The following is a 24,236-nucleotide window of genomic DNA, read 5'->3' as shown; positions in this document are numbered from 1 at the left end:
GGACTCTCGTCGTAAGTCTTCGGCAGGTGTGGGGGGTTCGTAGGTCTTCGGGGAGGGCTGGGGATCAGGAGTGGAACGGCAGCCCGGCGTCGGCCACCAGCTCCAGGTCCTCGGTGTCCTCGGCGGGCAGCAGGCTCGCGGTGCCGTCGGTGACCGGGACGACGCCCAGCTCCAGCAGCTCGGCCATGGCGGCGCTGCCGGCCATGTCACGCACCTGGAGCTGGTAGCGGGCGGTGGTGCGGTACGTGCCGCCGTTGTCGTCGCCCGTGCGCTGGAGGAAGCCGGAGTCGGTGAGGAACGCGGCGGCCTTGCCGACGATGCCAGTGGTCGAACCGGCGAGTCTGCGGGCGTCCTTGGTGGCCCCGGTCGAGCTGCGTCTGACCCAGATCCGCCAGGCGGCCTCCAGACCGGGCGCGTCGGTGGCCGGGTCGGTGTTCATGCCCTGCTCGTCGGCCCGCTCCTCCAGCCGCCGGCAGGCCTGCCGCACGAAGGCGTCGACCCCGTTGACCGTGACGCGCCCGATGTAGCCGTCGTCGGCCAGGTCCTCGGGGCGCGGGAACGCCATCGCGGCGACGGAGAGATGCGCGAGCCCGTGCAGAAAGCGGTCCCCGGAGTCGGCGGCGGTGCGGCGCGCGTAGTCGCCCATCCGGACGGCGAACACCGAGTCCTCGGCGGCGGTCACGGCCATCCCCGCGCGCGGGGACACCTCCAGGACGACAAGGCCGAGCCCGGCGGCCACGGCATCGGCGAGCCGGGCGAACGGCGGGTCCTCGCGGTACCGGCGCAGCAGCTCGGCGTATTCCTGGTCCCGCGCGGGCTGCAGTTTGGGCTGCAACCCGAACGCGACGAGCCGCGCCGCGTCGGCGGCGTCGGCGGGTGTGATGACTGCCGTCACCGGCGGGGCGGCGGCTTCTGGCTCACTCCATTCGACGTGCTCGTTCACGGTTGGGGCTCCTTGCTGAGGTTCTTCGTACAGCGGTCGTTCACGTAACCGTGGTTCATCCTTACGCCGCCTCCGTCCTGCCCGCCGCCATCCCCGCCGCGTCCAACAGGGCCATCCCCACGATCAGATCGGCCCCGCCGAACTCGGGATCGTCCAGCTCGGTCCCGTCGTCGACGGCGAACAACAGCTTCGGCTCCCCCTGCCGATACGCGGTACCGACCGGCGGACTGGCCGCGTGCACAGCCAACAGAGCGACCAGATAAGGCAGTTCGGGATCCTGCCGACGCGCATCGGCGAGCAGCCCCGACAACCTCCGAGGCGCGTCCGCAGGCAGATCGAGCAACTCCATCGCCGCCGCCAACTGCTCCTCGCTGAACCGGCTGTCGTCCGGCGTCGCGATGAGATCCGGCTCCGGCATCTCCGCACCGAGGTGCTCCCGCTCCTGAGGCGGCGTCAGCAGTATGTCGACGAGGTCGCCCACCCGGACGGACACCGGCGTACGCAGCCCGGTCCCGCGCGCGAAGAACGCGTCGGTGACCCGGATGGCCTGCTCCAGGGGCAGCGGCAGCACGGGCGAGACGAGATGCCCGTAGAGGTCTATCCCCGACGTCGTCATGGGTGTGGCGAAGGCCTGCCGGTCCTGCTCCGCGCGGAACAGTGGTCCGGCCTCCAGGAGGCGCGACTGGAGTTGTGTGTGCCGTCGGATGCAGTCCTTGACGATGTCGACCAACTCGGCGGCGCGGCGCTTCTGTTCGGGGTCCTCGGACTCGTCGCGGGCCTTGCGGATGTTGGTGAGGATCGCGTTCTCGTGGCGGTAGCGGTCGGCGACGTGGTCGAGGGCCTCGGCGATCATGTCGGGCACCGCGTTGAGCCAGTCCACCGCGCGGACGTTGCGCCGGGTGGCGTCGAGGGCGCGGCGGAGGGTCTCCGAGTACTGCACGGTCCGGTAGCGGGCCTGCTCGGCGGCCAGTTGGGCGTCGGCGAGTCGGCCGCGGCTGATCAGCACCTCCAGCTTGACCTCGGCGGCGATCTGCGCGCTGGTGACGTCGGTGTCGAGGGCGCCCACGAGGACGTTGACGGCCTCGTCCGTCGTACGGAGGTAGACGCTGCCGCCGTAGCCGGGGACCTCTTCGATCAGCTTGAAGTCGTAGTCGCGGCGCACATAGGTGCCGTCCTGGGCGAACGTGCCGTAGACCGTGCGGAAGCCGCGGTCGAAGCTACCGACGTTGATCAGGTTCTCCAGGACCCAGCGGGCCACGCGCTCGTGCTCGGTGACCGGGCGCCGCGGGGCCTGGGCGGCGATGCGTGGGATGAGCCTGGCCACTATCTGGTCGTGGTCGGCGCCCGTGTCGAAGTCCATGTTGAGAGTGACCAGGTCGATGGCTGCGAGGGCCACCTCCGCCATGCCGTACACCGAGTACTCGCCCGCGAGGTTGGCCTTGCGCACGTCGAGGTCGTGCAGCGGCGCGGTGCAGGCGAGCGCGCGCAGTCGCCGCGCGAGTCCCTCGTCGGCGGCCGGGCCCGGGGCAGGGCGCGGCCCCGCGCTGAACTGGGGCGGAACGCTGTCCGTCGATGCAGGCGAAGTCACGCTGCACAGACTAGGTCCTCGGTCTGACAACGACCCAAACGACGCAGAAGCGACTACCGCCACAGCAGCGTGCGGGGATGGGCCGGGCGCGGAACCGCCGTCAGCCGAGGACCGTACCGTCCTCGGCGACCCGCTGCCGGTACGCGTCGACGACCCGTTCGAGCGAGTCGTCGAGGTAGACCGCGAGCAGTCTCTCGGCCTCGGCGGCGTCGCCCGCCTGGAGCGCTTGGAGGATAAGGCGGTTGCGCTGGAGGTACGGCTCGTGGAGCGCCCTGGGGTCGTCCACGAGGTGGAAGGCGAGCCGGAGTTCGGCGAAGACGCTGCGCATCAGTTCGTCGGTGCGGGCGCTGCCGGCGAGGGCGACCAGTTCCCGGTGGAAGTGGATATTGGCCGTACCCACTCCTTTCCAGTCATCCTCGACGGACGCCAACTGCCCCTCGGTCACAGCCGCGGCGAGTTCTTCGACGGCGTACGGCGGCTCCCCCAGCCCGCGGACGACGGCGCACTCGACGAGTCGGCGGGTGCGGTAGATGTCCTCGACGTCCTCGACGCTCAGGACCCGGACGAAGACGCCCCGGTTCAACTCGTGGACGAGCAGCCGCTCATGGGTGAGCAGCCGGAACGCCTCGCGGAGTGTGTTGCGCGACACACCGAGCGCCCCTCCGATGCTGTCCTCCGAGAGCCGGGTTCCCGGCGGGAAATAGCCCTCGGCGATACGGCTCCTGAGGATGTCCGAGACGCGTTCCGCGGTGCTCGTACGGCCCAGGAGGGCTCGGTCGTCGGCGAGTCCCGCCAGCTGATCTGCCATGCCCGGAATTCAACCGCAGATACAAGAACGAAACAACATGCCCCTTGAAGGATCGTTCAACGATCCTCTACTTTACTTTCACGGCGCCACCCGCTCACCCCGGCGCCCCCGGCTTCCGCACGGCCCGGCTCAGTCCCAGCACCCTCCGTCCTCCCTCTGTGAGGTGCACATGAGCACGACTCCTCCACCCCAGGCCCTGAACACCGGAACGCAGCCCGACACGGACGAGCTGACCGCCGACGACGGTGCGTTGGCCTGGTTCCGTGCGCTGGGCCCGAACGGCCGCCGGGCCTTCGCCGGCGCGTTCGGCGGCTATGCGCTGGACTCCTACGACTACTTCACGCTGCCGCTGAGCATGGTCGCGCTGGCCGCGTACTTCGGCCTGGACAGCGGCCAGACCGGCCTGTTCACCACGGTCACCCTGGTCGTCTCCGCGGTCGGGGGCGCCCTGGCGGGCGTCTTCGCCGACCGGGTCGGCCGCGTCAAGGCCCTGATGATCACGGTGATCACCTACGCCGTCTTCACGGTGGCCTGCGGCTTCGCGCCCAACTACGAGACCCTGCTGGTGTTCCGCGCCCTCCAGGGCCTCGGTTTCGGCGGCGAGTGGGCGGTCGGCGCGATCCTGGTCGCCGAGTACGCGAGCGCCAGGCACCGCGGCCGTACGCTCGGCGCGGTCCAGAGCTCCTGGGCGGTGGGCTGGGCGCTGGCCGCGGTCGTCTACACGCTGGTCTTCTCGTTCCTCGGCGACGACCTGGCCTGGCGGGTGATGTTCTGGACCGGCGCGCTGCCCGCGCTGCTGGTGCTCTGGATGCGGCGCCGGGTGCACGACGCCCCCGAGGCGACGGCCGTACGCGAACAGAACGCCCAGAAGGGTTCGTTCGCGGCGATCTTCAAGCCGGGCACGGCCGAGGCTCCGGGCCTGCTCCGCACGACGGTCTTCGCGGGCCTGCTCTCCACCGGTGTCCAGGGCGGCTACTACACCCTCGCCACCTGGGTGCCCACGTACCTCAAGACCGAGCGCGGCCTGTCGGTCGTCGGCACCGGCGCCTATCTGACCTTCCTGATCTCCGGCGCCTTCCTGGGGTACCTCACCGGCGGCTATCTCACCGACGTGCTGGGCCGCAGGCGCAACATCTGGCTCTTCGCCCTGCTCTCGGCGATCTGCATCCTGGTGTACACACACATCCCGAACGGCGCGAACACCCTTCTCCTGGTGCTCGGTTTCCCGCTCGGGTTCTGCATGTCGGCGATCTTCAGCGGCTTCGGCTCGTACCTGAGCGAGCTGTACCCGACGGCGCTGCGCGGCACCGGACAGGGCTTCACGTACAACACCGGCCGCGCGGTCGGCGCCGTCTTCCCGACGCTGGTGGGCTTCCTGGCCGACAGTTGGGGTGTGGGCGGAGCGCTCGTCTTCGGGGCCATCGGTTACGGCATCGCGGCGCTGGCGCTCCTGGGACTGCCGGAGACCCGCGGAAAGGAACTGGCGTGAACCGTACCGAGGACCGTCCCCTGACCCTCGTCGACGAGCACGCGCACGCGTGGAGCCCGCGCACCGCCCGGGAACGCTTCCGGGCGGGGGTCTCGGGTCCGACGGCCGGGGTCGCGGCGGGCCACACCCAGGTCAACCTGATCTCGGTGCCCGCCGACTGGGCGTACGACATGCTGCTGTTCTGCCAGCGCAATCCGAAGCCCTGTCCGGTGCTCGACGTCACGGACGCCGGCTCCTGGGAGACCGTTCTGGCCGACGGCGCGGACCTGCGCACCGATCTGCCGCGCTACCGGGTGTGGCGGGACGGCGAGTTGACGGACGAGCCGACGGACGTGCGGGCGTACTGGCGCGAGGACCTGGTGTCGTTCCTGATCGGCTGCAGTTTCACCTTCGAGTGGTCGCTCAGCGAGGCGGGCGTCCCGATCCGGCACATCGAGCAGGGGCGCAACGTCCCGATGTACGTGACGAGCCGCCCGTGCCGTCCGGCGGGGCGGCTGCACGGCCCGATGGTCGTGTCGATGCGCCCGGTGCCCCCGGAGCATCTGGCGACGGCGATCCGGGAGACCGCGCTGCTCCCGGCGGTGCACGGCAGCCCCGTACACTGCGGCGATCCCTCAGGGCTCGGCATCGAGGACCTCGGCCGCCCGGACTTCGGCGATCCGGTGGACGCCGCGCCGGACGACATCCCGGTGTTCTGGGCCTGCGGAGTGACCCCGCAGGCCGCGGTGATGGCGTCCCGCCCGCCGTTCGCCATCACGCACGCGCCGGGCCAGATGTTCGTCACCGACGCCCGCGACGAGCAGTACCGCGTCGCCTGACCAGGAGAGATGATGATCGATCTGAACGCCGACCTCGGCGAGGGCTTCGGCCGCTGGCGCCTCACCGACGACGAACAGCTGCTGTCCGTCGTCACCAGCGCCAACGTGGCCTGCGGCTTCCACGCCGGGGACGCGGTCACCATGCGGCGGGTGTGCGAGCTGGCGGCCGGGCGCGGGGTGCGGGTCGGCGCGCAGGTGTCCTACCGGGACCTGGCGGGCTTCGGGCGGCGCGCGATGGACGTGCCGTCCGCCGAGCTGGCGGCCGAAGTGGCGTACCAGATCGGTGCCTTGGAGGTGTTCGCCCGGGCAGCGGGCACGCGCGTGTCGTACGTGAAGCCGCACGGCGCGCTCTACAACCGGGTCGTGCACGACCCGGAGCAGGCCGGCGCGGTGATCGAGGGCGTGCTCCTGGCCGGCGGCTCACTGCCCGTGCTGGGGCTGCCGGGCTCGGTCGTCCTCGACCTGGCCGCCAAGGCGGGGCTGCCGGCCGTCACGGAGGCGTTCGCGGACCGGGCCTACACCGACGAGGGCACGCTCGTGCCGCGCGGGCGGGACGGCGCGGTGGTCACCGATCCCGAGGCCGTCGTGGAGCGCTCGCTGGGCCTGGCCCGCTCCGGGACGGTCGAGGCGCTCTCCGGGGCGCGCATCGAGGTGCGGGCCCGCTCCCTGTGCCTGCACGGGGACACGCCCGGCGCGGTCGAACTGGCCCGCCGGGTCCGCGAACGGCTCCTGGAGTCGGGTGTCCAGGTGGAGGCCTTCGTATGAGGGCCCTGCGTGTCGGGGACGACGCGCTGCTCGTGGAGGTCGCCTCCGGGGAGGAGGCGGAGGCCGTCCACGCGGAGCTGCTGCGCCGCCGCGCGGAGGGCCTGCTCACCGTCCGCGAGATCGTCCCCGCCGCCCGCACGGTCCTCCTGGACGGCCTCGCCGACCCGGCCCGGCTGGCCTCCGAGCTGGCCGCCTCCGACGTACCTCCCGCGCCCCCGCGCGCGGGTGAGGTGGTCGAGCTCCCGGTGCGCTACGACGGTCCGGACCTCGCCGACGTCGCCGCCCTGTGGGGCGTTCCGGAGGAGGAGGTGGGCCGTATCCACGCGGCCACCGAGTTCCGCGTCGCCTTCTGCGGCTTCGCCCCCGGCTTCGGCTACCTCACCGGCCTCCCGGCCCGCTACGACGTCCCGCGCCGGGCCACCCCGCGCACGGCCGTCCACGCCGGTGCCGTGGGCCTGGCGGGCCCGTACACGGGCGTGTATCCCCGTGCCTCGCCCGGCGGCTGGCAGCTGATCGGCACGACGGACGCGGTCCTGTGGGACCACACGCGTGTGCCCGCCGCGCTGCTGTCGCCGGGCACACGCGTGCGATTCGCCCCGGAGGCGGACGTATGACGGACCGCGCGCTCGCCGTCGTCCGGGCCGGGGCCCTGACCACCGTGCAGGACCTGGGGCGGCCCGGCCACGCGCACCTGGGGGTGCCTCACTCCGGGGCGCTCGACGGGCCCGCGGCGGCGCTCGTCAACCGGCTGGTCGGCAATCCGCCCGAGGCGGCCGTCCTGGAGACGACCCTCAACGGGTGTGCCGTACGGCCTCGTTCAACGATCCTCGTGGCGGTCGGCGGCGCGCCCTGCCCGGTCACCGTGGACGGACGCCCCGTCGCCTGGGGAGCACCCGTGCACGTGCCCGCCGGAGCCCTCCTGGACATCGGAACAGCCTTCTCCGGAGTACGCTCCTACGTCGCCTTCGCCGGCGGCGTCGCCGTCGAGCCGGTGCTCGGCAGCCGTTCGACGGACCTGCTGTCCGGGCTCGGACCAGCACCGCTCACGAACGGCGCCATACTGCCGCTGGGGTCCCCGACGCACCTCCACGCGCGCGTGGACGTCGCCCCGCAACCGCGCCCCCCGGTCGAACTCGTCCTCCGGGTGACGCTCGGCCCCCGCGACGACTGGTTCACCCCGGAGGCCGTGCGAGCGTTCACGTCACGCGTCTACCAGGTGTCGTCGGCGAGCAACCGCATCGGCCTGCGCACCGAGGGCCCCGCCCTGGAGCGGGCCCTGACCGGTGAACTCCCCAGCGAGGGCATGGTCCTGGGCGCCGTCCAGGTCCCCCCGGACGGCCGCCCCGTGGTCTTCCTCGCCGACCATCCGACCACCGGCGGCTACCCGGTGATCGCGGTGGTCCGCCCGCCGGACCTCCCGGCCGCCGCCCAGGCGGCACCCGGAACCCCGGTCCGTTTCGTGGCCGTACGGCGCCGCTGAGGCCCGTTGACCGCCCTACGCGGCGTCCGGCTGCTTCTCCCCCACCGAGAGGGCGGCCAGTGCCGCCGACACCGCGTGGGACGCGCTCAGGTCGAGCCGGGCGCTGGTGCCGCGCGCGCGGTGGCGCATCTCGTCGGCGGCCAGCCTGAGGAGCTGCGGCAGCAGGTCGGTGCAGCGGCGGGCCACCCAGCCGGTGCCCGCGGTCGCCAGCCACCACAGGCTGGCCGACTTGGTGGGTGCCGGGAACTCGGGCTCGGGTGAGGGCGCGGCCCCCGTGGCCACACCCTCCTCGGCGAGCAACGCGTGGAACCGCAGGGCCAGTTGGCGGTGGCCGCGCTCTCCGGGGTGCAGCCGGTCCGCGCTCCAGATGGCGCGGTCCATGATCCACTCGCCCTCCGCGGCGTGCAGATGCACGGCGCCGTACCGCTCGGAGAGCGCGTGCACCACCGTGTTCACCGCTCGCTGCCGCCTGGCCAGCGGGCGGGCCAGCGCGCCAGGGAGGCCGAGCATCGCGCCCGGGTCGGGCAGACAGGCCGTCAGAAGGACCGCGCCCTGTGCCGTGAAGGCCGCGTAGACCTTGTCGAGCCGGGCGGCCAGGGCCTGGATGTCGAAGGTGCAGCGCAGGGTGTCGTTGACGCCTATGACGACGGACACGACGTCCGGCTTCAGGGCGAGCCCGGCCGGGGTCTGCCGCTCCAGCACGTCCCGTGACTGAGCCCCGCTGACCGCGAGGTTCGTGAACTCCACGGTGTCTTCGGGCTGCCCGGCCAGCCCGTCGGCGAGCAGCGCGGCCCAGCCGCGCCATTCCTCGCCGACGGGATCGCCCACGCCCTCGGTGAGCGAGTCACCGAGGGCGACGAAACGGACCGTTCTCATGCCACGCCTCCGGGCACGAAGCGCCGTACCGGAACGTCCGCGTCGTGCGCGGCGAGGAACGCGTCGACCGCCGTGTCCCAGCCGAAACACTCCGCACGCGCGCGTGCGATCTCCCGCCGCTCCGGCTCGGAGCGCTCCAGCAGCATGTCCACGGCGTCCGCGAAGGCGCGCCCGTTGTCCGCGGCCGTGGCCCCTGCGGAGCCGATGACCTCGGGCAGCGCGGACGAGGCACTGGCCACCACGGGCGTGCCGCAGGCCATCGCCTCCAGCGCGGCGAGCCCGAAGGTCTCGGCGGGCCCGGGTGCCAGGCACACGTCGGCGGAGGCCTGGAGCGCGCCGAGCAGCCGCCGGTCGGACACGTGCCCGAGGAAGGTGACCGGCAACCCGCGCTCCCGCGCCCGCTGTTCGAGCCGAGCGCGCAGCGGCCCGTCCCCGGCGACCACGAGGACCGCCCGCCGCCCGCGCCGTACCAGCGCCTCCAAGGCGTCGAGCGCGGTACCGGGCTTCTTCTCGACGGAGAGCCGGGTGCAGGTCACCAGCAGAACCTGGTCCACGCGCGCGTACTCCGCGCGCACGACCGGGTCCCGCAGTGCCGGGGTCCGCCCCATCAGGTCGACGCCCAACGGTGCCCGTACGACATTGCGGGCGCCGATGCGGACGAACTCCCGCTCGGCGAACTCGGTGGTGCACACCACGCGCGCGTAGGTGTGCGCCGTACGGACGTTGAGGGCGTCGGCGGTGCGGCGGGACATGTTCTCCGAGAGGCCCCAGGTGCGCAGGACGCCGTCGGCGGTCTCGTGGGACACCATCACGGCGGGGATGCGGGCCCGCCTGGCCCACTTGCCGGTCCACCGCAGGGTCGTGCGGTCGGAGACCTCCAGGCGGTCGGGGGCGAGCTGTTCCAGGAGGTTGGCCACGCGCCGTTTGTCGGCGAGGACGCGGTAACCACCGGTACCGGGCAGCAGCGGACCGGGCATGGTGATGATCCGGCCCTGCTCGGTCTCGCAGTCGGTGTGGCGCTCGCCGGGCACGATGAGGACCGGGTGGTGCCCGGCCTCCTTGAAGCCCTTGCCCAGCTCGCGCAGGGCGGTGCGCAGCCCCCCGGAGGAGGGGGCCACGAAGTTGGCAAGCCGCACGATCCGCAGCGCAGCGGTGTTCACGCCGCCACCACCACCTTGCGCGCGGCGAGGACGTCGCCGTAGTGCGCGATCAGCTGGTCGCCGACGGCCGCCCAGGTGCGGCCCTCGACCATGGCCCGCGCGGCGGTGCCGTACTCGGCCCGGAGCGCGGGATCGGCGGCCAGGGTCCGTACGGCGTCCGTCACGGCGCTCTCGTCGCGCGGCGGGAAGAGGAACCCGGTGCGCCCGTGGGCGACCAGGTCGAGCGGTCCGCCGGCGGCGGGCGCGACGACGGGGACGCCGCTGGCCATGGCTTCCTGGACGGTCTGACAGAAGGTCTCAAAAGGTCCGGTGTGCACGAATATGTCCAACGAGGCGAAGATACGGGCGAGCTCGTCGCCGGTACGGCGTCCGAGGAAGACCGCGCCCGGCAGGGCCTCGGTGAGGTGCGGCTGGCTGGGTCCGTCGCCCACGACCACGACACGGACGCCCTCGATGCCGCAGACTCCGGCGAGGAGTTCGATCTGCTTCTCGGGGGCGAGCCGGCCGACGTAGCCGACGATCAGTTCGCCGTTCGGGGCGAGTTCGCGGCGCAGCGCCTCGTCCCGGTACTCGGGGCGGAAACGCTCTGTGTCGACCCCGCGCGGCCAGAGCCTCACCCGGGGCACGCCGTGTGCCTCCAGGTCGCCGAGGGCCGCGCTGGAGGGCGCGAGGGTGCGGTCGGCGGCGGCGTGGACGGAGCGGATGCGGCGCCAGGCGGTGGACTCGCCGGCGCCGACGTACGTACGGGCGTATCCGGCCAGGTCGGTCTGGTAGACGGCCACGGCGGGGATGCCGAGCCGGGCCGCGGCGGCCATGCCGCGGACGCCGAGGATGAAGGGGCTGGCCAGGTGCACGATGTCGGCGCGGTGTTCGGTGATGGCCGCGGCGACGCGTCGGCTGGGGAGGGCGACGCGGACCTGGGGGTAGCCCGGGAGCGGTAGGGAGGGGATGCGGATGACTGGGCACGGCGACTGGGCGTCGGGCCCGGAACCGGCCGCGGTGGCCGGCGCGACGACGAGCGGATGATGACCGCGATCCACGAGGTGCCGGGCGGTCTGGAGCGCGCAGTGGGCCACGCCGTTCACATCAGGGGGAAAGGATTCGGTCACGATGACGACACGCATACCCGTGTTGTCGCCGCGCTGGACGTGCCCGCGTCAACGTGGATCTATGCGAACGGTGAACGTCCCATGAGCGTTGCGCTGCACACCCGAGCAGGTCAGACGGCGTCCATGCCCGTCTGACCCGCGAGTCACCCCGTGTTCACACTGCGGGGGCGTCGGGCCCGATCCGGCTCCGGACGGCTGTCTGGACCTCCGCCTCCTCGGCCGGGTCCGCGGCGAGCCTGCGGAGCTGTTCCACGACCCGGGCGTCACCGGTCTCGGCGTGCCGGGCGGCGATCTCCCGGGTGGTCTCCTCGCAGTCCCAGAGGCACTCGACGGCGAAGCCGGTGGGGAAGGAGGGGTCGGTGGCGGCCAGGGCCCGGGCGGCCCGGCCGCGCAGATGGGACGAGGCGGTCTCCCGGTACACATGGCGCAGAACGGGCGCCGCGCAGGCGATGCCGAGGCGTCCGGCGCCGTCGACCAGGGTCCACAGAGTGGGGGCGTCGGGTCCTTCGCCCATGACGGCCTCCCTGAGGGCGCCGAGGACGAGGTCGCTGTCCTGGGCTCCGCCCCGGCAGGCGAGCATCCGGCCGGCGGCGGCGCCGAGCGGGTCGGGCCGTCGGGCCCAGCCGCGGGCCCGGTCGACGGCGGCGACGGAGCGCATCCGTTCGAAGGCGTCGACGGCGGCCTCGACCACGGGCGCGGAGCCGGTGGCGACCGCGCGTTCGATCAGCTGGAGGGCTTCGGAGTCGTTGCTGTCGGCGAGATACCGCAGGGCGGTGCAGCGGGCTCCCTCGCTGCCGTCCTTGGCCGCCTCGACGATCTCGGGCCGGTCCTCGGGGCCGGCCACCGCGCCGAGGCAGCGGGCGGCGGGGACGTGCAGCGCGGCGCCGCGTTCGATGCCCTGTTGGGCCCATTCGAACACCGCCTGCACGCTCCACCCCGGACGGGGCCCGGTCGGTCGCATCTGCCGTTGCCAGCGGTCGAAGCAGCCGGCTTCTTGAGCGGCACGCACGCGCGTGGCGATCGATTCCCGTGAGTCCTCGGCCCACAGCCGCCAGGGCCGGGGCTCGAAGGCGTCGCGCACGGCGGTGGCCAGTTCGGCCTCGCCCTCGGGATCGGCCGGGAAACGGGCCAGCACGGGGGCGGCGAGGGCGCGCAGGCCCGCGTCGTCGTCCCTGAGCGCCAGTTCGTCGAGCGCCCAGGCCCAGTTGGTCCCGGAGGCCGCGTACCGGCGCAGCAGCGCGAGCGCGTCCAGCCTGCCGTAGGAGGCGAGGTGCCCGAGGACGGCGAGGGCGAGACCCGTGCGGGACTCCTCGGTGTCGAGGACGTCCTCGGTGTCGAAGAGGTGGGCCTCGACGGCGTCCAGGTCGCCGCCCAGATCGAGGTACAGACGGGCGTAGTACAGGGAGCGGTTCTCCACCTGCCAGTCGTGGCGGGGGTCGCGCAGTACACAGTGGTTCAGCGCAGCCAGTGCCTCGGCACGGGGTGCGGTGAGCGCGTGCAGTGTGCCGTCGCCGCGGCCCCGCTGAAGCAGGCCGAGCAGCGTACCGCTGGGCGCTATGACCGGATCGAACATGGGAAACAGCCTCACATCAAGCGTCGACGCAACCGGGGGACGTGCACTACCTGGCCGCGTGACAACACGTCGGGGCGCCCGCCGTTTCCTGCTTGCTGTAGACCATTTTCCTCTGCCTCTCGTCGGTGGCCCAGGCGGGCCCTCACGGCCCGCGCGGTGCGGCAACACCTGCCCGGCCATCGCGTCCGTGAATCACGACGTCATGATGACCCGGCAGTTCTCGCTGCCGCGACCGAAATTTCGGGCGGCCACGTGCTGCCTTCCCCCGTTTTCCCCCGTTTTCCTTGTCGTACCTGGTCACACGGCCCGTCCCAGTGAATGACGGACCACACTTCAGTGCGCGCCGAACAGCTCCAGCAGCTCGGCCTTGCCGAACATCCGGGCCGTGTCGAGCGCCGAGGGCGTGCCCGCGGCCGGATCGGCACCGGCCGCCAGCAGGACCTCGATCACCTCCTGCTCGCCCTTGAAGACGGCTCCGGCGAGCGGGGTCTGCCCCCGGTCGTTGATCCGGTCGGCCTCGGCTCCGCGCGCCAGCAGGGCCCGTACGGCATCGGCGTGCCCGTGGTAGGCGGCGAGCATCACCAGGGAGTCACCGCGGTCATTGGTGAGGTTGGCCGGAACGCCCGCGTCCACATACGCCACCAGCGCCTCGGTCCCGCCCTGCCGGGCCAGATCGAAGATCTTGGTCGCGAGCTCCACGACCTCGGGGTCGGGGGCTTCACTCATCGGCCTGACCGCCTCTCACTAGTACGGGTGAATCGCCAGCGTACTGGCTCCGCCGACACATGACCGGCGCCCTCCGAGGCAAAGATCACCACAGGGCCCGACACAGGTGAAACCCCTGCTCAGACGGCCCGAATGCGCTCCGCCATCAGAGGGAAATCCGCCGAAATTCACCCACTTGCACCTTTTATCGTATGGATACATCCTGTGATCCTGGAAGAACTCATGGTGACTGTCCCCACGAACCAGGAGAGCTCAAATGATCCTGTCCATGTCAGGCGTCGTCCTTCTCGGCATCATCGTCTTCCTCTTCTTCAAGAAGGACGGCCTCAAGGCCTCGCACGCCCTGGTGGCCGCACTCTTCGGCTTCTACATGGCCAGCACGGCCATCGCGCCGAGCATCAAGGCCGGCGGCGAGAGCCTGGCGAGCCTCCTCGGCGGCATCAAGTTCTGACGCACCCACCCGTACGCACCACCAGGAGACAGCAGTGGCCCGGCGCCCCCTCCCCCGCATCCTGAGCAACGGCAGCGCACAGATCGCCCGCAGCCGGGAGCTGGCCCGGACGGCGGCCGACAGCGCCACCGACGTCCTCCATCCGCTGATCACGATCACTCGCGGTCTGCGCCGGCTGGCATCCGCCGGGCGGCGCAGATGGGCCGACACCCCCAAGGACAAGCGCGGACCACTGCTGTTTCTGGTGGCCTCGGTGGTCCTGGTGGTGGCACTGGTGCCGTACGGCCCGCTGCTCGCCGTCATCGTCCTGATGGCGGCGGCAGCATGGCACGGCCGCGACCGCACCCCGCCGGCGCCCGAAGGGCCCGACGAGTCCCAGACCCAGCGCCTGCAGTCCCTCTACGAGGCTCTGGTGCCCTACTTCTCGGCCGCCGAGGACCCCTCGCCCCTGTTCGCCCACGGCGGAGACTGGGAGAAGGCCTTCCCCGCCCACGAGTTCGACGGCGCGGGCCGCATCACCCACCTGGTCGTCCGCTACCCGGCCTACTTCACCGACGGCGAGGCCGACTCCCGCGCGCGGATCGAGCAACTGCTCACCGCGAAGTCCGGCCGGGGCCGGGAGTACCAGTTCGGATGGGACGAGGAGGGCAACCAGCTCACCGTCGGCGTCCTCGCCCCGCTCCCCACCGACATCGCCGCCCAGCGCTTCGTCACCGCGCCCGGCGAGACCGTCCTCGGCTTCACCGACCCGACGCACGTCCACCGCACGCTCCCGCTGACCCACGGCACCGAGCAGCGTGACGTCCCCCCGGTCGTCTGGCGCACCGGCATGCGCTCCACCGAGCCGAACCTGCTGGTCATGGGCCAGCCCGGCAGCGGCACCTCCACCCTGCTGCGCTCCATCGCCCTCCAGGCCCTCCAGTACGGCGACGTCCTGATCGTGGAGGGCGGCGGCACCGGCGAGTACGCGTGCCTCACCGGCCGGGACGGCGTCCTCGCCGTGGAGTGCGGGCTGACCGGCACCCTGGCCAGCCTGGAATGGGCCTCTCAGGAGACCGAACGCCGGCTGATCGCGGCCAACCACGCACGCCAGTCGGGCCACCCGGCGCCGGACGACACCAGGCGCCCCCTGTGGATCATCCTGGACCGCCCGAGCGCCTTCGCCCACCTCGCCGCGGCCGACGGCCGCCAGGACCCGCAGTCCCTGCTCCAGGTACCCCTGCGGCACGGCCGCGCGGCCCATGTGACGGTGGTGGTGGCCGACCAGTTCGACAGCGCGGACACCCTGAGCGACGCCGTACGGCAGCACACCCGCGCGCGGGTCGTCCTCGGCCCCGCCACGGCCGCCCAGCTGGAGGCGGTCCTCGGCGCTCCCCCGCACACGACGCCGATCGCCCAGGTGCCGCCAGGCCGCGGCTACGCCCGCCTCGGCAGCGGCCCGGTGCACCGCCTCCAGGTCCCGGCGACCCCGGACCCGTACGACGACGCGACGAGCGACGCGGACCGCCAGGCGGTGCTGGCCCTGCTCCCGCCGCGTACGACACCGGCGGACGCGGCGGAGACGATGCCGACCGAGGCGCTGCCCGCGGAAGCGGCGGTGGAAGCCGCTGTGGCGGAGTCTTCGTAAAACCGCCGTTCGGTGCGGGCGGCCGGGAGTCGCCCGCACCGAGCCACGCGGCTACGCCACGAACGTCCGCGGCGACTCGGCGCCGCCTCCGGCGGCCCCGTTCTCCACCAGACGGGCCGCTGCGGCCAGCCGGGCCGCCGCCTCCTCGGCCACCGCGCCGCCCACGGTGAACGGCAGCCGCACATAACCCTCGAAGGCCCCGTCCACGCCGAAGCGCGGCCCGGACGGCACCCGTAGCCCCACGCGCTCCCCCATCTCCGCGAGCCGGGAACCCGACAGCCCACCCGTGCGCACCCACAGCGTGAGCCCGCCCTTCGGCACCTCGAACTCCCAGCCGGGCAGCTCCCGCCGTACCGCCGCGACCAGCGCGTCCCGGTTCTCGCGGGCCTGGGCACGCCGGATGTCGACGGCCTGCTCCCAACCGCCGGTGCTGAACAGCCAGTTGACGGCGAGCTGTTCCAGCACCGGGGTGCCGAGGTCGGCGTAGGCGCGGGCCGCGACCAGGCTGCGGATGACATCGGGGGCCGCGCGCACCCAGCCGATGCGCATGCCGGCCCAGAAGGCCTTGCTGGCCGAACCGACGGTGATGACGGTCGAACCGGCCGGGTCGAACCCGCAGACAGGGCGCGGCATTTCGACGTCGTCGTCCAGCCACAGCTCAGTCATGGTCTCGTCGGCGACGAGCACGGTGCCGGCCGAGCGGGCCGCGTCCACGAGCTGCCGCCGCTGGTCGTCGTCGGCGAGGGCGCCGGTCGGGTTGTGGAAGTCGGCGACGACGTACGCGAGCCGGGGCGCCGCGTCCCGCAGCACCTGCCGCCAGCGGTCCAGGTCCCAGCCGGTCAGCCCCTCGGCCATCGCCACGGGAACCAGCCGGGCGCCCGCCTCCCGCATCAGCTGGAGGATGTTGGCGTAGGACGGCGACTCGACGGCGACCCGCTCGCCGCGCCCCGCGAAGAGATGACAGATGGCGTCGATGGCACCCATCGCACCCGTCGTCACCATGATCTGCTCGGGCATGGTCGGGATCCCGCGCAGGGTGTACCGCTCGGCGATCATCGCGCGCAGCGCGGGCAGCCCGGCCGGGTAGTCGCCGTGCGTGTGGGCGTACGGCGGCAGCTCCTCCAGGGCGCCCTGCACGGCCCGGGTGAGCCACGGCTCGGGCGCGGGCAGCGAGGCGCAACCCAGGTCGATCACCGAACCGAGGGCCTCCGGGGGCAACGGCTCCAGCCCGCGCGCGGGGAGCGGGTTTCCGGCCGGTACGGCGGTCCAGCTGCCGGCCCCGCGCCGGGACTCCAGGAATCCTTCGGCGCGCAGCGCCTCGTAGGCGGCGGCGACCGTGGTGCGGCTGACGGACAGCGCGAGCGCCAGCTCCCGCTCGGCGGGCAGCCGCGCGGCCACCGGGACGCGCCCCTCCAGCACGAGGAGGCGGATGCCGTCCGCGAGGGCCCGGTAGGCGGGCGGCCGGCGGGTGCCGGGCCCGGCCGGGCGGTCCTGCTGGGAGTTGAGCAGCCGGGCCAGCTGCGCGGCGCCCATCGCCGAGGTCCACTGCGCCATGGAAACCAGTCCACCTTCCCGGAATTGGCCATGGATGACGTCTGTTCTCAAGCCACAGAGTGTCATGCGTCAGGCCACTACCACCACCAGGGGGCACCTCTTGTCCACGCGGAACCGTCTCGGGACATCCACGCGGAACCGTCTCGGCCGACGGTTGGTCCAGCTCTACGTCGGACTCGCGCTGTACGGCGCCAGCTCGGCGCTCCTCGTGGTCTCCGGCCTGGGCCTTGAGCCCTGGAACGTGCTGCACCAGGGCCTCGCCGAACTGACCGGCCTGACGATCGGCGTCGTCTCGATCATCGTGGGCGCGGCGGTCCTGCTCCTGTGGATCCCGCTGCGCCAGCGCCCCGGCCTCGGGACGGTGTCCAACGTGTTCGTGGTCGGTCTGGCCATGGACGGCACCCTCGCCCTGCTCCCGGACGCGCACGGCCTGGCCGTACGGATTCCGCTGCTGCTGGCCGGCGTCCTGCTCAACGGGGTCGCCACCGGGCTGTACATCTCCGCGAGCTTCGGGCCGGGCCCGCGCGACGGGCTGATGACCGGGCTGCACAAGCTCACCGGCCGGTCGATCCGCCTGATCCGCACGGGGATCGAGGTCGCCGTCGTGGCCACCGGCTTCGCGCTCGGCGGCACGGTCGGCGTCGGCACGCTGCTCTACGCCCTGGCGATCGGCCCACTCGCCCAGTTCTTCCTTCGCGTCTTCGCCGCCCCCTCGGCATCCAGTGGCAGCACGGTCGTAGCCACCGGGTCACCGGAACGGGCGATACTGCCCGGGTGACCACGCTCATACGTCATCCGTACCTCGACCATCCCGGTCCGATCCCCTTCGCCCACCGGGGCGGCGCGGCGGACGGCCTGGAGAACACGGTGTTCCAGTTCCGGCGCGCGGTCGAGCTGGGCTATCGGTACATCGAGACCGACGTCCATGCCACCGCGGACGGGAAGCTCGTCGCCTTCCACGACGAGACCCTGGACCGGGTGACCGACGGCGCGGGCCGGATCGCGGACCTCTTCTGGTCCGACGTGAGTCAGGCGCGCGTGGCGGGCAAAGAACCGGTGCCCCTCTTCGAGGAGCTGCTGGAGACCTTCCCCGAGGTGCGCTGGAACGTCGACATCAAGGCGGAGCCGGCACTGCACCCTCTCCTGGAGCTGCTGGAGCGCACCGACTCCTGGAACCGCGTCTGCGTCGGCTCCTTCTCCGAGAAGCGCGTGGTCCGCGCCCAGCACCTGGCCGGGCCGCGCCTGGCCACGTCGTTCGGCACGCGCGGGGTGCTGAATCTGCGGCTGCGGTCGTGGGGCGCGCCGCTCCCGGTGCGCCGTTCGGCTGTCGCCGCGCAGGTGCCCGAGGAGCAGTCGGGCATCCCCGTGGTCGACCGGCGCTTCGTGAACGCGGCCCACGCGCGCGGGGTGCAGGTCCACGTGTGGACCATCAACGAGGCCGATCGTATGCACCGGCTCCTTGACCTGGGCGTGGATGGCATCATGACCGATCACATCGACACACTGCGCGAGGTCATGGTGGAGCGGGGCGTCTGGGCCTGAGCCCCGGAGCCGACGCGTGCACGGGGAAGCGAGGGCACGGGTGGGTACCGACACCCTGCGGTCACCGGAGGCAGCCGAGCGGCGGCGCGAACAGCGCGGCTGGTACTTCTACGACTGGGCCTGCTCCGTCTACTCGACGAGCGTGCTCACCGTGTTCCTGGGCCCCTATCTGACCTCGGTCGCCAAGTCGGCGGCCGATCCGGACGGGTTCGTGCATCCCCTGGGGGTACCGGTCCGGGCGGGCTCCTTCTTCGCCTACACCGTCTCCGCGTCCGTGATCGTGTCGATCCTCGTCATGCCGCTGGCGGGCGCGGCGGCCGACCGCACGGGGCGCAAGAAACCCCTCCTGGCGCTCGCCGCCTATGTGGGCGCGACCGCCACCACGGGCCTGTTCTTCCTGGACGGCGACCGCTATCTCCTGGGCGGCTTCCTGCTGATCGTCGCGAACTCGTCGGTGGCCGTGTCGATGGTCGTCTACAACTCCTACCTTCCGCAGATCGCCCCGCCCGAGGAACGCGACGCGGTCTCCTCGCGCGGCTGGGCCTTCGGCTACGCGGCCGGCTCCCTGATCCTGGTCGCGAACCTGATCCTGTTCACCGCCCACGACTCCTTCGGCCTGTCCGAGTCGATGGCCGTCCGCATCTGTCTCGCCTCGGCCGGCATCTGGTGGGGCGCCTTCACCCTCGTACCGCTGAAACGGCTGCGCGACCGGGGCCGTACGACGTCCGAGGCGCCGATGGCGCAGGGCTGGCGGCAGTTGGCGGCGACGGTTGGGGACATGCGCGGCAAACCGCTCACCCTGTCCTTCCTGTTCGCCTACCTGATCTACAACGACGGCATCCAGACGGTGATCTCCCAGGCATCCGTGTACGGCTCCGAGGAGCTCGGCCTGAGTCAGTCGACGCTCATCACGGCCGTGCTGATGGTCCAGGTGCTGGCGGTGGCGGGCGCGCTCGGGATGGGGCGACTCGCCCGGACCTACGGGGCCAAGCGGACGATTCTCGGCTCGCTGGTGGCGTGGACGGTGACGCTGGCCGCCGGGTACTTCCTGCCCGCCGGCGCGCCCGTCTGGTTCTTCGTGCTGGCCGCCGGGATCGGCCTGGTCCTGGGCGGCAGCCAGGCGCTGTCCCGGTCCCTGTTCTCGCATCTGGTGCCGCCCGGCAAGGAAGCCGAGTACTTCTCGGCGTACGAGATGAGCGATCGGGGCATGAGCTGGCTGGGCCCACTTCTGTTCGGGGTGACGTACCAGCTGACCGGAAGTTACCGGGACGCGATCATCTCCCTGGTGGCCTTCTTCATCGTGGGATTCGTGCTGCTCGCACGGGTTCCGGTGGCACGGGCGATCGGCGACGCGGGGAATCCTCTTCCCGAGAGGATTTAGCGCTGGAGGCGAAAGGGCGGTAGTGTACGCGTTTGGCCTGCCTGGCGTACCGTTACTGCGCGTCAAAGATGACGAATCGCTAGGTGACATCTGCTAGTAGATGTGACAAACCGGGCGCTGGTGGGTACAACAAGGGGCGGCTACGACGGCGACGCATGACCCCGTACGGGAATCTTTACCGCCGACCGGACGTTGACCGGATGACGACGACAGCGACACCTGTCCTGTGGGCGACAAGCCCGGGAGGCACGATTCATGAGTGAGCGAGCTCTTCGCGGCACGCGCCTCGTGGTGACCAGCTACGAGACGGACCGCGGTATCGACCTGGCACCACGCCAGGCCGTGGAGTACGCATGCGAGAAGGGACATCGCTTTGAGATGCCCTTCTCGGTCGAGGCGGAGATTCCGCCGGAGTGGGAGTGCAAGGTCTGCGGGGCCCAGGCACTCCTGGTCGACGGCGACGGCCCTGAGGAAAAGAAGGCCAAGCCCGCGCGTACCCACTGGGACATGCTGATGGAACGGCGCACCCGCGAGGAACTCGAAGAGGTCCTCGAGGAGCGTCTTGCCGTTCTCCGTTCCGGCGCGATGAATATCGCGGTTCACCCGAGGGACAGCCGCAAGTCGGCCTAGTCCCGAGGGTGTGGAGCGGTTCTACCGCACACGCAAGTGGCACAAGCAAGTAAGCGCGGGCGCCGTACGAACATGTACGGCGCCCGCGCTTTTGCCTGCCCAGGTGACTGTCGGTGCCTGCCCGGATATCAGTGGGTGAGCGGCGGGCGCGGGGCCTGCGGGGCGTCACCGCCGGGCTCGTCCCGGATGACCTCGCCCTGGACGACCTTGCCGTCCGGGCGGTGGATCCGGGCCTGCTGGAAGGCGTCACCGAGGGTGCCGGGGGCGGCCTTGCGCAGCTTCCGCTCGACCGTGCGCTCCGCGTAGCGCCCCAGCGCCTGCTGGACCGGCGGGATCAGCAGGAGCAGCCCCACCGCGTCCGAGATCAGCCCAGGGATCATCAGCAGCAGCCCACCGAGCATCATCAGGCCGCTGCCACCGCCGCTGGCCGGGGCGGTGCCCTGCTGCACGGCCTGGCTCAGGTTCTGGAAGGCCCGCCGACCCGCGCGCTTGATCACCACCGCGCCGAGCACGAACCCTGCGAGCAGCAGCAGGAAGACCGTAAGACCGCTCGACGCGCCCGCCACCACGGTCAGCAGCCAGATCTCCAGCACCAGCCAGGCCGCGATGCCCAGCGGCAGGAACGTACGCAGCCGGGAACGCGGGGGCCGGGCGGCGGAGGAAGGGGTGGATGCGCCAGTCGTCATACGTCCAGTGTGCCTGGGCCCGGCTCAGTGCGGGATAAGGGGACGATCAACGAGGCCTGTGGGGTTGCGGGGCTACGGCTGTGAGGGCTTCCCCCCGGGCCTGCCCCGGCCGCGGAGCTTGCCGACCCGCTCCCCCACGCCCCAGGTGGTGACCCGCCACAGTGCCTCGACGAGGATGTCGCGGCTCATCTTGGAGTCGCCGTGTTCGCGCTCCACGAAGGTGATGGGCACCTCGACGACGTGGTAGCCGGCCTTGACGGCGCGGCGGGCCAGGTCGACCTGGAAGCAGTAGCCCTGGGAGGCCACGTCCTCCAGGCCGAGGCCTTCGAGGGTCTCGCGGCGGAAGGCCCGGTAGCCGCCGGTGATGTCGCGCAGCGGCAGGTCGAGCGCCACGCGCGAGTAGAGGCTGCCGCCGCGGGAGATGAACTCGCGGGACTTCGGCCAGTTCACCACCCGGCCGCCGGGCACCCAGCGGGAGCCGAGCACCAGGTCCGCGCCCTTGAGCGCGGTGAGCAGCCGGGGCAGCTCCTCGGGCCGGTGGGAGCCGTCGGCGTCCATCTCGACGAGGACGCCGTAGCCGTTGTCGATGCCCCAGCGGAAGCCCGCGAGGTATGCGGCGCCTAGGCCCTCCTTGCCCTTGCGGTGCAGGACCTGGACCTGTTCGTCCTCGGCCGCCAGCTCGTCGGCCAGCTTGCCCGTGCCGTCGGGGCTGTTGTCGTCGGCCACGAGCACGTGAGCCTCGGGGACCGACTTCCGCACCCGCCCGACGATGGACTTGATGTTCTCCGCCTCGTTGTAGGTCGGAATGATCACCAAGGCCGTGCCGAGCGGGCCGAACTTCCGCCCCTGGGCCTGTGCCGCGAGGGCTCCGTCGCCGTCGTTCACTGCTGCCCCTTCATGTCCGTACGCAGGCGTCCACCATAGTGGCCGCCGCCTGGGATGACGTGCCACGTCGTTCGTACGGTGGTGTCGATTCGACAAGAACGGGGTAAGACTGTGCTTTTTGGGCACTGGTGTGCTGCGGATGGGGGCCCGGCGCCCTTCGGGCCGACCTGGGACCCGCCGGCTGCGGGTCGACCAAAGCCGTTGTCTACTGGACGTCCGGGCCCCACCCGGGTCACACCAGCCGACCGGCCGGAACGTTCCCTCGCCGTGGCGCGGGCGCTGAGCCTGGCTCCCAGTGGCGGTGCCCCGGTGCGGCACACCGTCCCTGACCCAGCGGCGCTTCGGCGATTGTTCGGAGGTTCCCCGGTCGGGCGTCCGGTGGTGGACTCGGACGAACCTACCGGCCCCCTGCGCCCGCCTGTCAACAGCCGTCTGATCTGCGCTTTCTCCCTCAAATGGCTGGTCAGGGCAGAGGATACGCAGGTCGCGCGACGCGGCGGCGGGCGCGGATCGGGGGCGCGCCACCCCGGGAGATCACTCGCCCGGCCGTACGAACACCGTCCGTCCGCCCACGACGGTGCGCAGACAGACCGGTAGGTCGCCCCCCGGCGTCAGGTCGGGCAGTCCGGGTGTGCCGGAGCGCGGGTCAGTCGACCAGCGCGCGACCCGGTCGTCGGGCGCCTGCACCACCAGGGCGTCGGTCCGCCAAACGGCGTAGTCGGCGGGCGCGCCGGGGACCAGAACACCCGCGTCGTCCCGTCCTACGGCCCGCCAGCCGCCCCGCGTATGTGCGGTGAACGCGGCCCGTGCGGAGACGCGGTGTTCAGCCGTTTGATGGAACGCGGCGGCGCGGACCGTGCCCCAGGGGTCGACCGGGGTGACCGGGCTGTCGGAACCGAAAGCGAGCGGCACGCCGGCCCGGAGCAGGGCCGCGAAGGGGTTCAGGGCGCGGGCCCGCTCAACGCCCAGGCGCTGGGCGTACATGCCCTCCTCGCCGCCCCACAGCGCGTCGAAGGCGGGCTGCACGGAGGCGGTCAGGCCCAGTTCGGCGAAGGCGGCGATGGTCTCCGGGGTGAGCAGCTCGGCGTGTTCGACGCGGTGCCGGGCGGCGCGGACGCGGGCCAGGCCGACCTTCTCGGCGGCCGCGCGGACACCCTGGACGACGGCGGTCACGGCGGCGTCCCCGATGGCGTGGAAGCCTGCCTGGAGGCCCGCCTCGGTGCAGGCCACGACATGGGCGGCGACGGCGTCCGCGTCGAGGTAGGCGATCCCGGTGTGCCCGGCGTCGGAATACGGCTCGTGCAGACAGGCGGTGTGCGAGCCGATGGAACCGTCGACGAAGAGGTCCCCGGCCGCTCCTACGGCGCCCAGCTCCCGCGCCTTCGCCACGTCCTGCTCGGCCCAGTAGCCGACGACGCGCGGCCCGGGCTCCTCGGCGGCGAGCCGCAGCAGGCCCCTGAAGTCGTCCTCCGAGGAGATGTCGGGCCCTGCGCACTCGTGGACCGAGCCGACGCCCAGGGAGGCCGCGTGGGCGAGGGCGGTGCGCTGGGCCTCGACGCGCTGTTCCGGGGTGATGGCGGCGAGTGCGGTGGCGCGGACGGCGTGGTGGGCGTCGGCGGTGAGGGGGCCGTCCGGCGCGTCGAAGCCGGGGACCAGGTCGAGCAGGGCGGTCGTGACGACCGCGGAGTGGACGTCGATGCGGGAGAGGTAGAGCGGGCGTCCGCCGGTCGCCGCGTCGAGTTCGGCGCGGGTCGGCGGGCGGCCCCCGGGCCAGCGGGCCGCGTCCCAGCCGTGGCCGAGCAGGACGCGGTCGGCGGGGCGGGCGGCGGCGAAGTCCCGGACGAGGGACAGGGCCGTCTCCAGGGAGGGCGCGTCGGAGAGGTCGAGGCCGGTGAGCGCGAGGCCGGTGGCGGTGGTGTGCACATGTGCGTCGGTGAACGCCGGGGTGACCAGCGCGCCGTCCAGGTCGACCACCTCGTCGACCCCTTCCGCGAAGGCGTCGGCGGCGCCCTCGGAGCCGACCCAGGCGACCTGGCCGCGTTCGACGACCATCGCGGTCGCGAACGGGTCGGCGGGGCTGTGGACTTCGCCGCGGCGGAGCAGGACGGTGGCCGGTTCGGGGGTGCGCTCACTCATGGGGAACAG

General features: G+C 72.3%; 23 protein-coding genes. 11 read left to right on the top strand and 12 right to left on the bottom strand.

Annotation, left to right across the window (positions count from 1 at the left end; genetic code table 11):
• Positions 1-64 precede the first annotated feature (64 nt).
• From ACQHII_RS39510 to ACQHII_RS39500, 3 genes are all read right to left on the bottom strand, one after another.
• Positions 65-943 (bottom strand): hypothetical protein, encoded by an 879-nt coding sequence (locus ACQHII_RS39510; RefSeq protein ID WP_427923742.1) that lies wholly within the window; start codon positions 941-943, stop codon positions 65-67.
• A gap of 61 nt (positions 944-1,004) precedes the next feature.
• On the bottom strand, positions 1,005-2,531 hold the full coding sequence (locus ACQHII_RS39505) for a hypothetical protein (protein WP_427923741.1): 1,527 nt from the start codon (positions 2,529-2,531) through the stop codon (positions 1,005-1,007).
• Between the two features lie 100 nt (positions 2,532-2,631).
• Positions 2,632-3,339, bottom strand: coding sequence for a GntR family transcriptional regulator (locus ACQHII_RS39500; RefSeq protein ID WP_427923740.1), 708 nt, complete (start codon positions 3,337-3,339; stop codon positions 2,632-2,634).
• A gap of 169 nt (positions 3,340-3,508) precedes the next feature.
• On the opposite strand from ACQHII_RS39500, the gene ACQHII_RS39495 reads away from it, so the two are divergent.
• From ACQHII_RS39495 to ACQHII_RS39475, 5 genes are read left to right on the top strand one after another with little or no spacing between them, the layout of a single operon-like run.
• A complete protein-coding gene (locus ACQHII_RS39495; protein ID WP_427923739.1) occupies positions 3,509-4,828 on the top strand; it encodes an MFS transporter in 1,320 nt (439 codons plus the stop codon).
• Positions 4,825-5,646, top strand: a complete 822-nt coding sequence (locus tag ACQHII_RS39490) for a putative hydro-lyase (protein ID WP_427923738.1) — start codon at positions 4,825-4,827, stop codon at positions 5,644-5,646. Before ACQHII_RS39495 ends, ACQHII_RS39490 begins: the two co-directional genes overlap by 4 nt.
• Before the next feature lie 12 nt (positions 5,647-5,658).
• Entirely contained in the window at positions 5,659-6,411 is a 753-nt protein-coding gene (locus ACQHII_RS39485) for a LamB/YcsF family protein (protein ID WP_427925510.1), read from the top strand.
• Entirely contained in the window at positions 6,408-7,025 is a 618-nt protein-coding gene (locus tag ACQHII_RS39480) for a 5-oxoprolinase subunit B family protein (RefSeq protein ID WP_427923737.1), read from the top strand. Before ACQHII_RS39485 ends, ACQHII_RS39480 begins: the two co-directional genes overlap by 4 nt.
• On the top strand, positions 7,022-7,891 hold the full coding sequence (locus tag ACQHII_RS39475; RefSeq protein WP_427923736.1) for a biotin-dependent carboxyltransferase family protein: 870 nt from the start codon (positions 7,022-7,024) through the stop codon (positions 7,889-7,891). Before ACQHII_RS39480 ends, ACQHII_RS39475 begins: the two co-directional genes overlap by 4 nt.
• A gap of 15 nt (positions 7,892-7,906) precedes the next feature.
• Here ACQHII_RS39475 and ACQHII_RS39470 read toward each other — a convergent pair whose 3' ends face one another.
• The 5 genes from ACQHII_RS39470 to ACQHII_RS39450 form a co-directional block, all read right to left on the bottom strand.
• Positions 7,907-8,767, bottom strand: a complete 861-nt coding sequence (locus ACQHII_RS39470) for an SGNH/GDSL hydrolase family protein (RefSeq protein WP_427923735.1) — start codon at positions 8,765-8,767, stop codon at positions 7,907-7,909.
• Positions 8,764-9,927: a glycosyltransferase gene (locus tag ACQHII_RS39465; protein WP_427923734.1), complete on the bottom strand. Its 1,164-nt coding sequence runs from the start codon at positions 9,925-9,927 to the stop codon at positions 8,764-8,766. The genes ACQHII_RS39470 and ACQHII_RS39465 overlap by 4 nt, the downstream gene beginning before the upstream one ends.
• Positions 9,924-11,051: a glycosyltransferase family 4 protein gene (locus ACQHII_RS39460; protein ID WP_427923733.1), complete on the bottom strand. Its 1,128-nt coding sequence runs from the start codon at positions 11,049-11,051 to the stop codon at positions 9,924-9,926. The genes ACQHII_RS39465 and ACQHII_RS39460 overlap by 4 nt, the downstream gene beginning before the upstream one ends.
• Positions 11,052-11,190: 139 nt before the next feature.
• Positions 11,191-12,609: a HEAT repeat domain-containing protein gene (locus ACQHII_RS39455; RefSeq protein ID WP_427923732.1), complete on the bottom strand. Its 1,419-nt coding sequence runs from the start codon at positions 12,607-12,609 to the stop codon at positions 11,191-11,193.
• Between the two features lie 333 nt (positions 12,610-12,942).
• On the bottom strand, positions 12,943-13,335 hold the full coding sequence (locus ACQHII_RS39450; RefSeq protein ID WP_388105470.1) for an ankyrin repeat domain-containing protein: 393 nt from the start codon (positions 13,333-13,335) through the stop codon (positions 12,943-12,945).
• 256 nt (positions 13,336-13,591) lie between these two features.
• Between ACQHII_RS39450 and ACQHII_RS39445 the strand changes: the two genes are divergently transcribed.
• Together ACQHII_RS39445 and ACQHII_RS39440 are read left to right on the top strand one after the other, a co-directional pair.
• On the top strand, positions 13,592-13,786 hold the full coding sequence (locus ACQHII_RS39445; RefSeq protein ID WP_019059657.1) for a hypothetical protein: 195 nt from the start codon (positions 13,592-13,594) through the stop codon (positions 13,784-13,786).
• Between the two features lie 34 nt (positions 13,787-13,820).
• Positions 13,821-15,413 carry a hypothetical protein gene (locus tag ACQHII_RS39440; RefSeq protein ID WP_427923731.1) on the top strand — a complete coding sequence of 531 codons (1,593 nt, stop codon included), beginning with the start codon at positions 13,821-13,823 and terminating at the stop codon, positions 15,411-15,413.
• Positions 15,414-15,464: 51 nt separating this feature from the next.
• Here ACQHII_RS39440 and ACQHII_RS39435 read toward each other — a convergent pair whose 3' ends face one another.
• The gene (locus ACQHII_RS39435; RefSeq protein ID WP_427923730.1) at positions 15,465-16,967 is read right to left on the bottom strand and encodes a PLP-dependent aminotransferase family protein; all 1,503 of its coding nucleotides are present in this window, start codon (positions 16,965-16,967) and stop codon (positions 15,465-15,467) included.
• A gap of 64 nt (positions 16,968-17,031) precedes the next feature.
• Here ACQHII_RS39435 and ACQHII_RS39430 point away from each other — a divergent pair, with 64 nt between their 5' ends.
• The 4 genes from ACQHII_RS39430 to ACQHII_RS39415 all read left to right on the top strand — a co-directional run bounded on the left by ACQHII_RS39430 (position 17,032) and on the right by ACQHII_RS39415 (position 20,520).
• Positions 17,032-17,745 carry a YczE/YyaS/YitT family protein gene (locus tag ACQHII_RS39430; RefSeq protein ID WP_427923729.1) on the top strand — a complete coding sequence of 238 codons (714 nt, stop codon included), beginning with the start codon at positions 17,032-17,034 and terminating at the stop codon, positions 17,743-17,745.
• Positions 17,742-18,509, top strand: a complete 768-nt coding sequence (locus ACQHII_RS39425; protein ID WP_427923728.1) for a glycerophosphodiester phosphodiesterase — start codon at positions 17,742-17,744, stop codon at positions 18,507-18,509. The genes ACQHII_RS39430 and ACQHII_RS39425 overlap by 4 nt, the downstream gene beginning before the upstream one ends.
• Before the next feature lie 40 nt (positions 18,510-18,549).
• Entirely contained in the window at positions 18,550-19,890 is a 1,341-nt protein-coding gene (locus tag ACQHII_RS39420) for an MFS transporter (protein WP_427923727.1), read from the top strand.
• 255 nt (positions 19,891-20,145) lie between these two features.
• The gene (locus tag ACQHII_RS39415) at positions 20,146-20,520 is read left to right on the top strand and encodes an RNA polymerase-binding protein RbpA (RefSeq protein WP_003977404.1); all 375 of its coding nucleotides are present in this window, start codon (positions 20,146-20,148) and stop codon (positions 20,518-20,520) included.
• A 128-nt stretch (positions 20,521-20,648) separates the two neighbouring features.
• Here ACQHII_RS39415 and fxsA read toward each other — a convergent pair whose 3' ends face one another.
• From fxsA to ACQHII_RS39400, 3 genes are all read right to left on the bottom strand, one after another.
• Positions 20,649-21,206 carry an FxsA family membrane protein gene (gene fxsA / locus ACQHII_RS39410; protein WP_427923726.1) on the bottom strand — a complete coding sequence of 186 codons (558 nt, stop codon included), beginning with the start codon at positions 21,204-21,206 and terminating at the stop codon, positions 20,649-20,651.
• Positions 21,207-21,278: 72 nt separating this feature from the next.
• Positions 21,279-22,091 carry a polyprenol monophosphomannose synthase gene (locus ACQHII_RS39405; RefSeq protein WP_427923725.1) on the bottom strand — a complete coding sequence of 271 codons (813 nt, stop codon included), beginning with the start codon at positions 22,089-22,091 and terminating at the stop codon, positions 21,279-21,281.
• Between the two features lie 534 nt (positions 22,092-22,625).
• Positions 22,626-24,227 (bottom strand): amidohydrolase, encoded by a 1,602-nt coding sequence (locus ACQHII_RS39400; RefSeq protein ID WP_427923724.1) that lies wholly within the window; start codon positions 24,225-24,227, stop codon positions 22,626-22,628.
• Between the last annotated feature and the right edge of the window lie 9 nt (positions 24,228-24,236).

The organism is Streptomyces sp. cg40, assembly GCF_050320165.1.
GTDB classification, from domain to species: domain Bacteria; phylum Actinomycetota; class Actinomycetes; order Streptomycetales; family Streptomycetaceae; genus Streptomyces; species Streptomyces hokutonensis.
The sequence above is the reverse complement of the archived record's forward strand: the minus strand, read 5'-3'. Positions and strand labels throughout refer to the sequence as shown.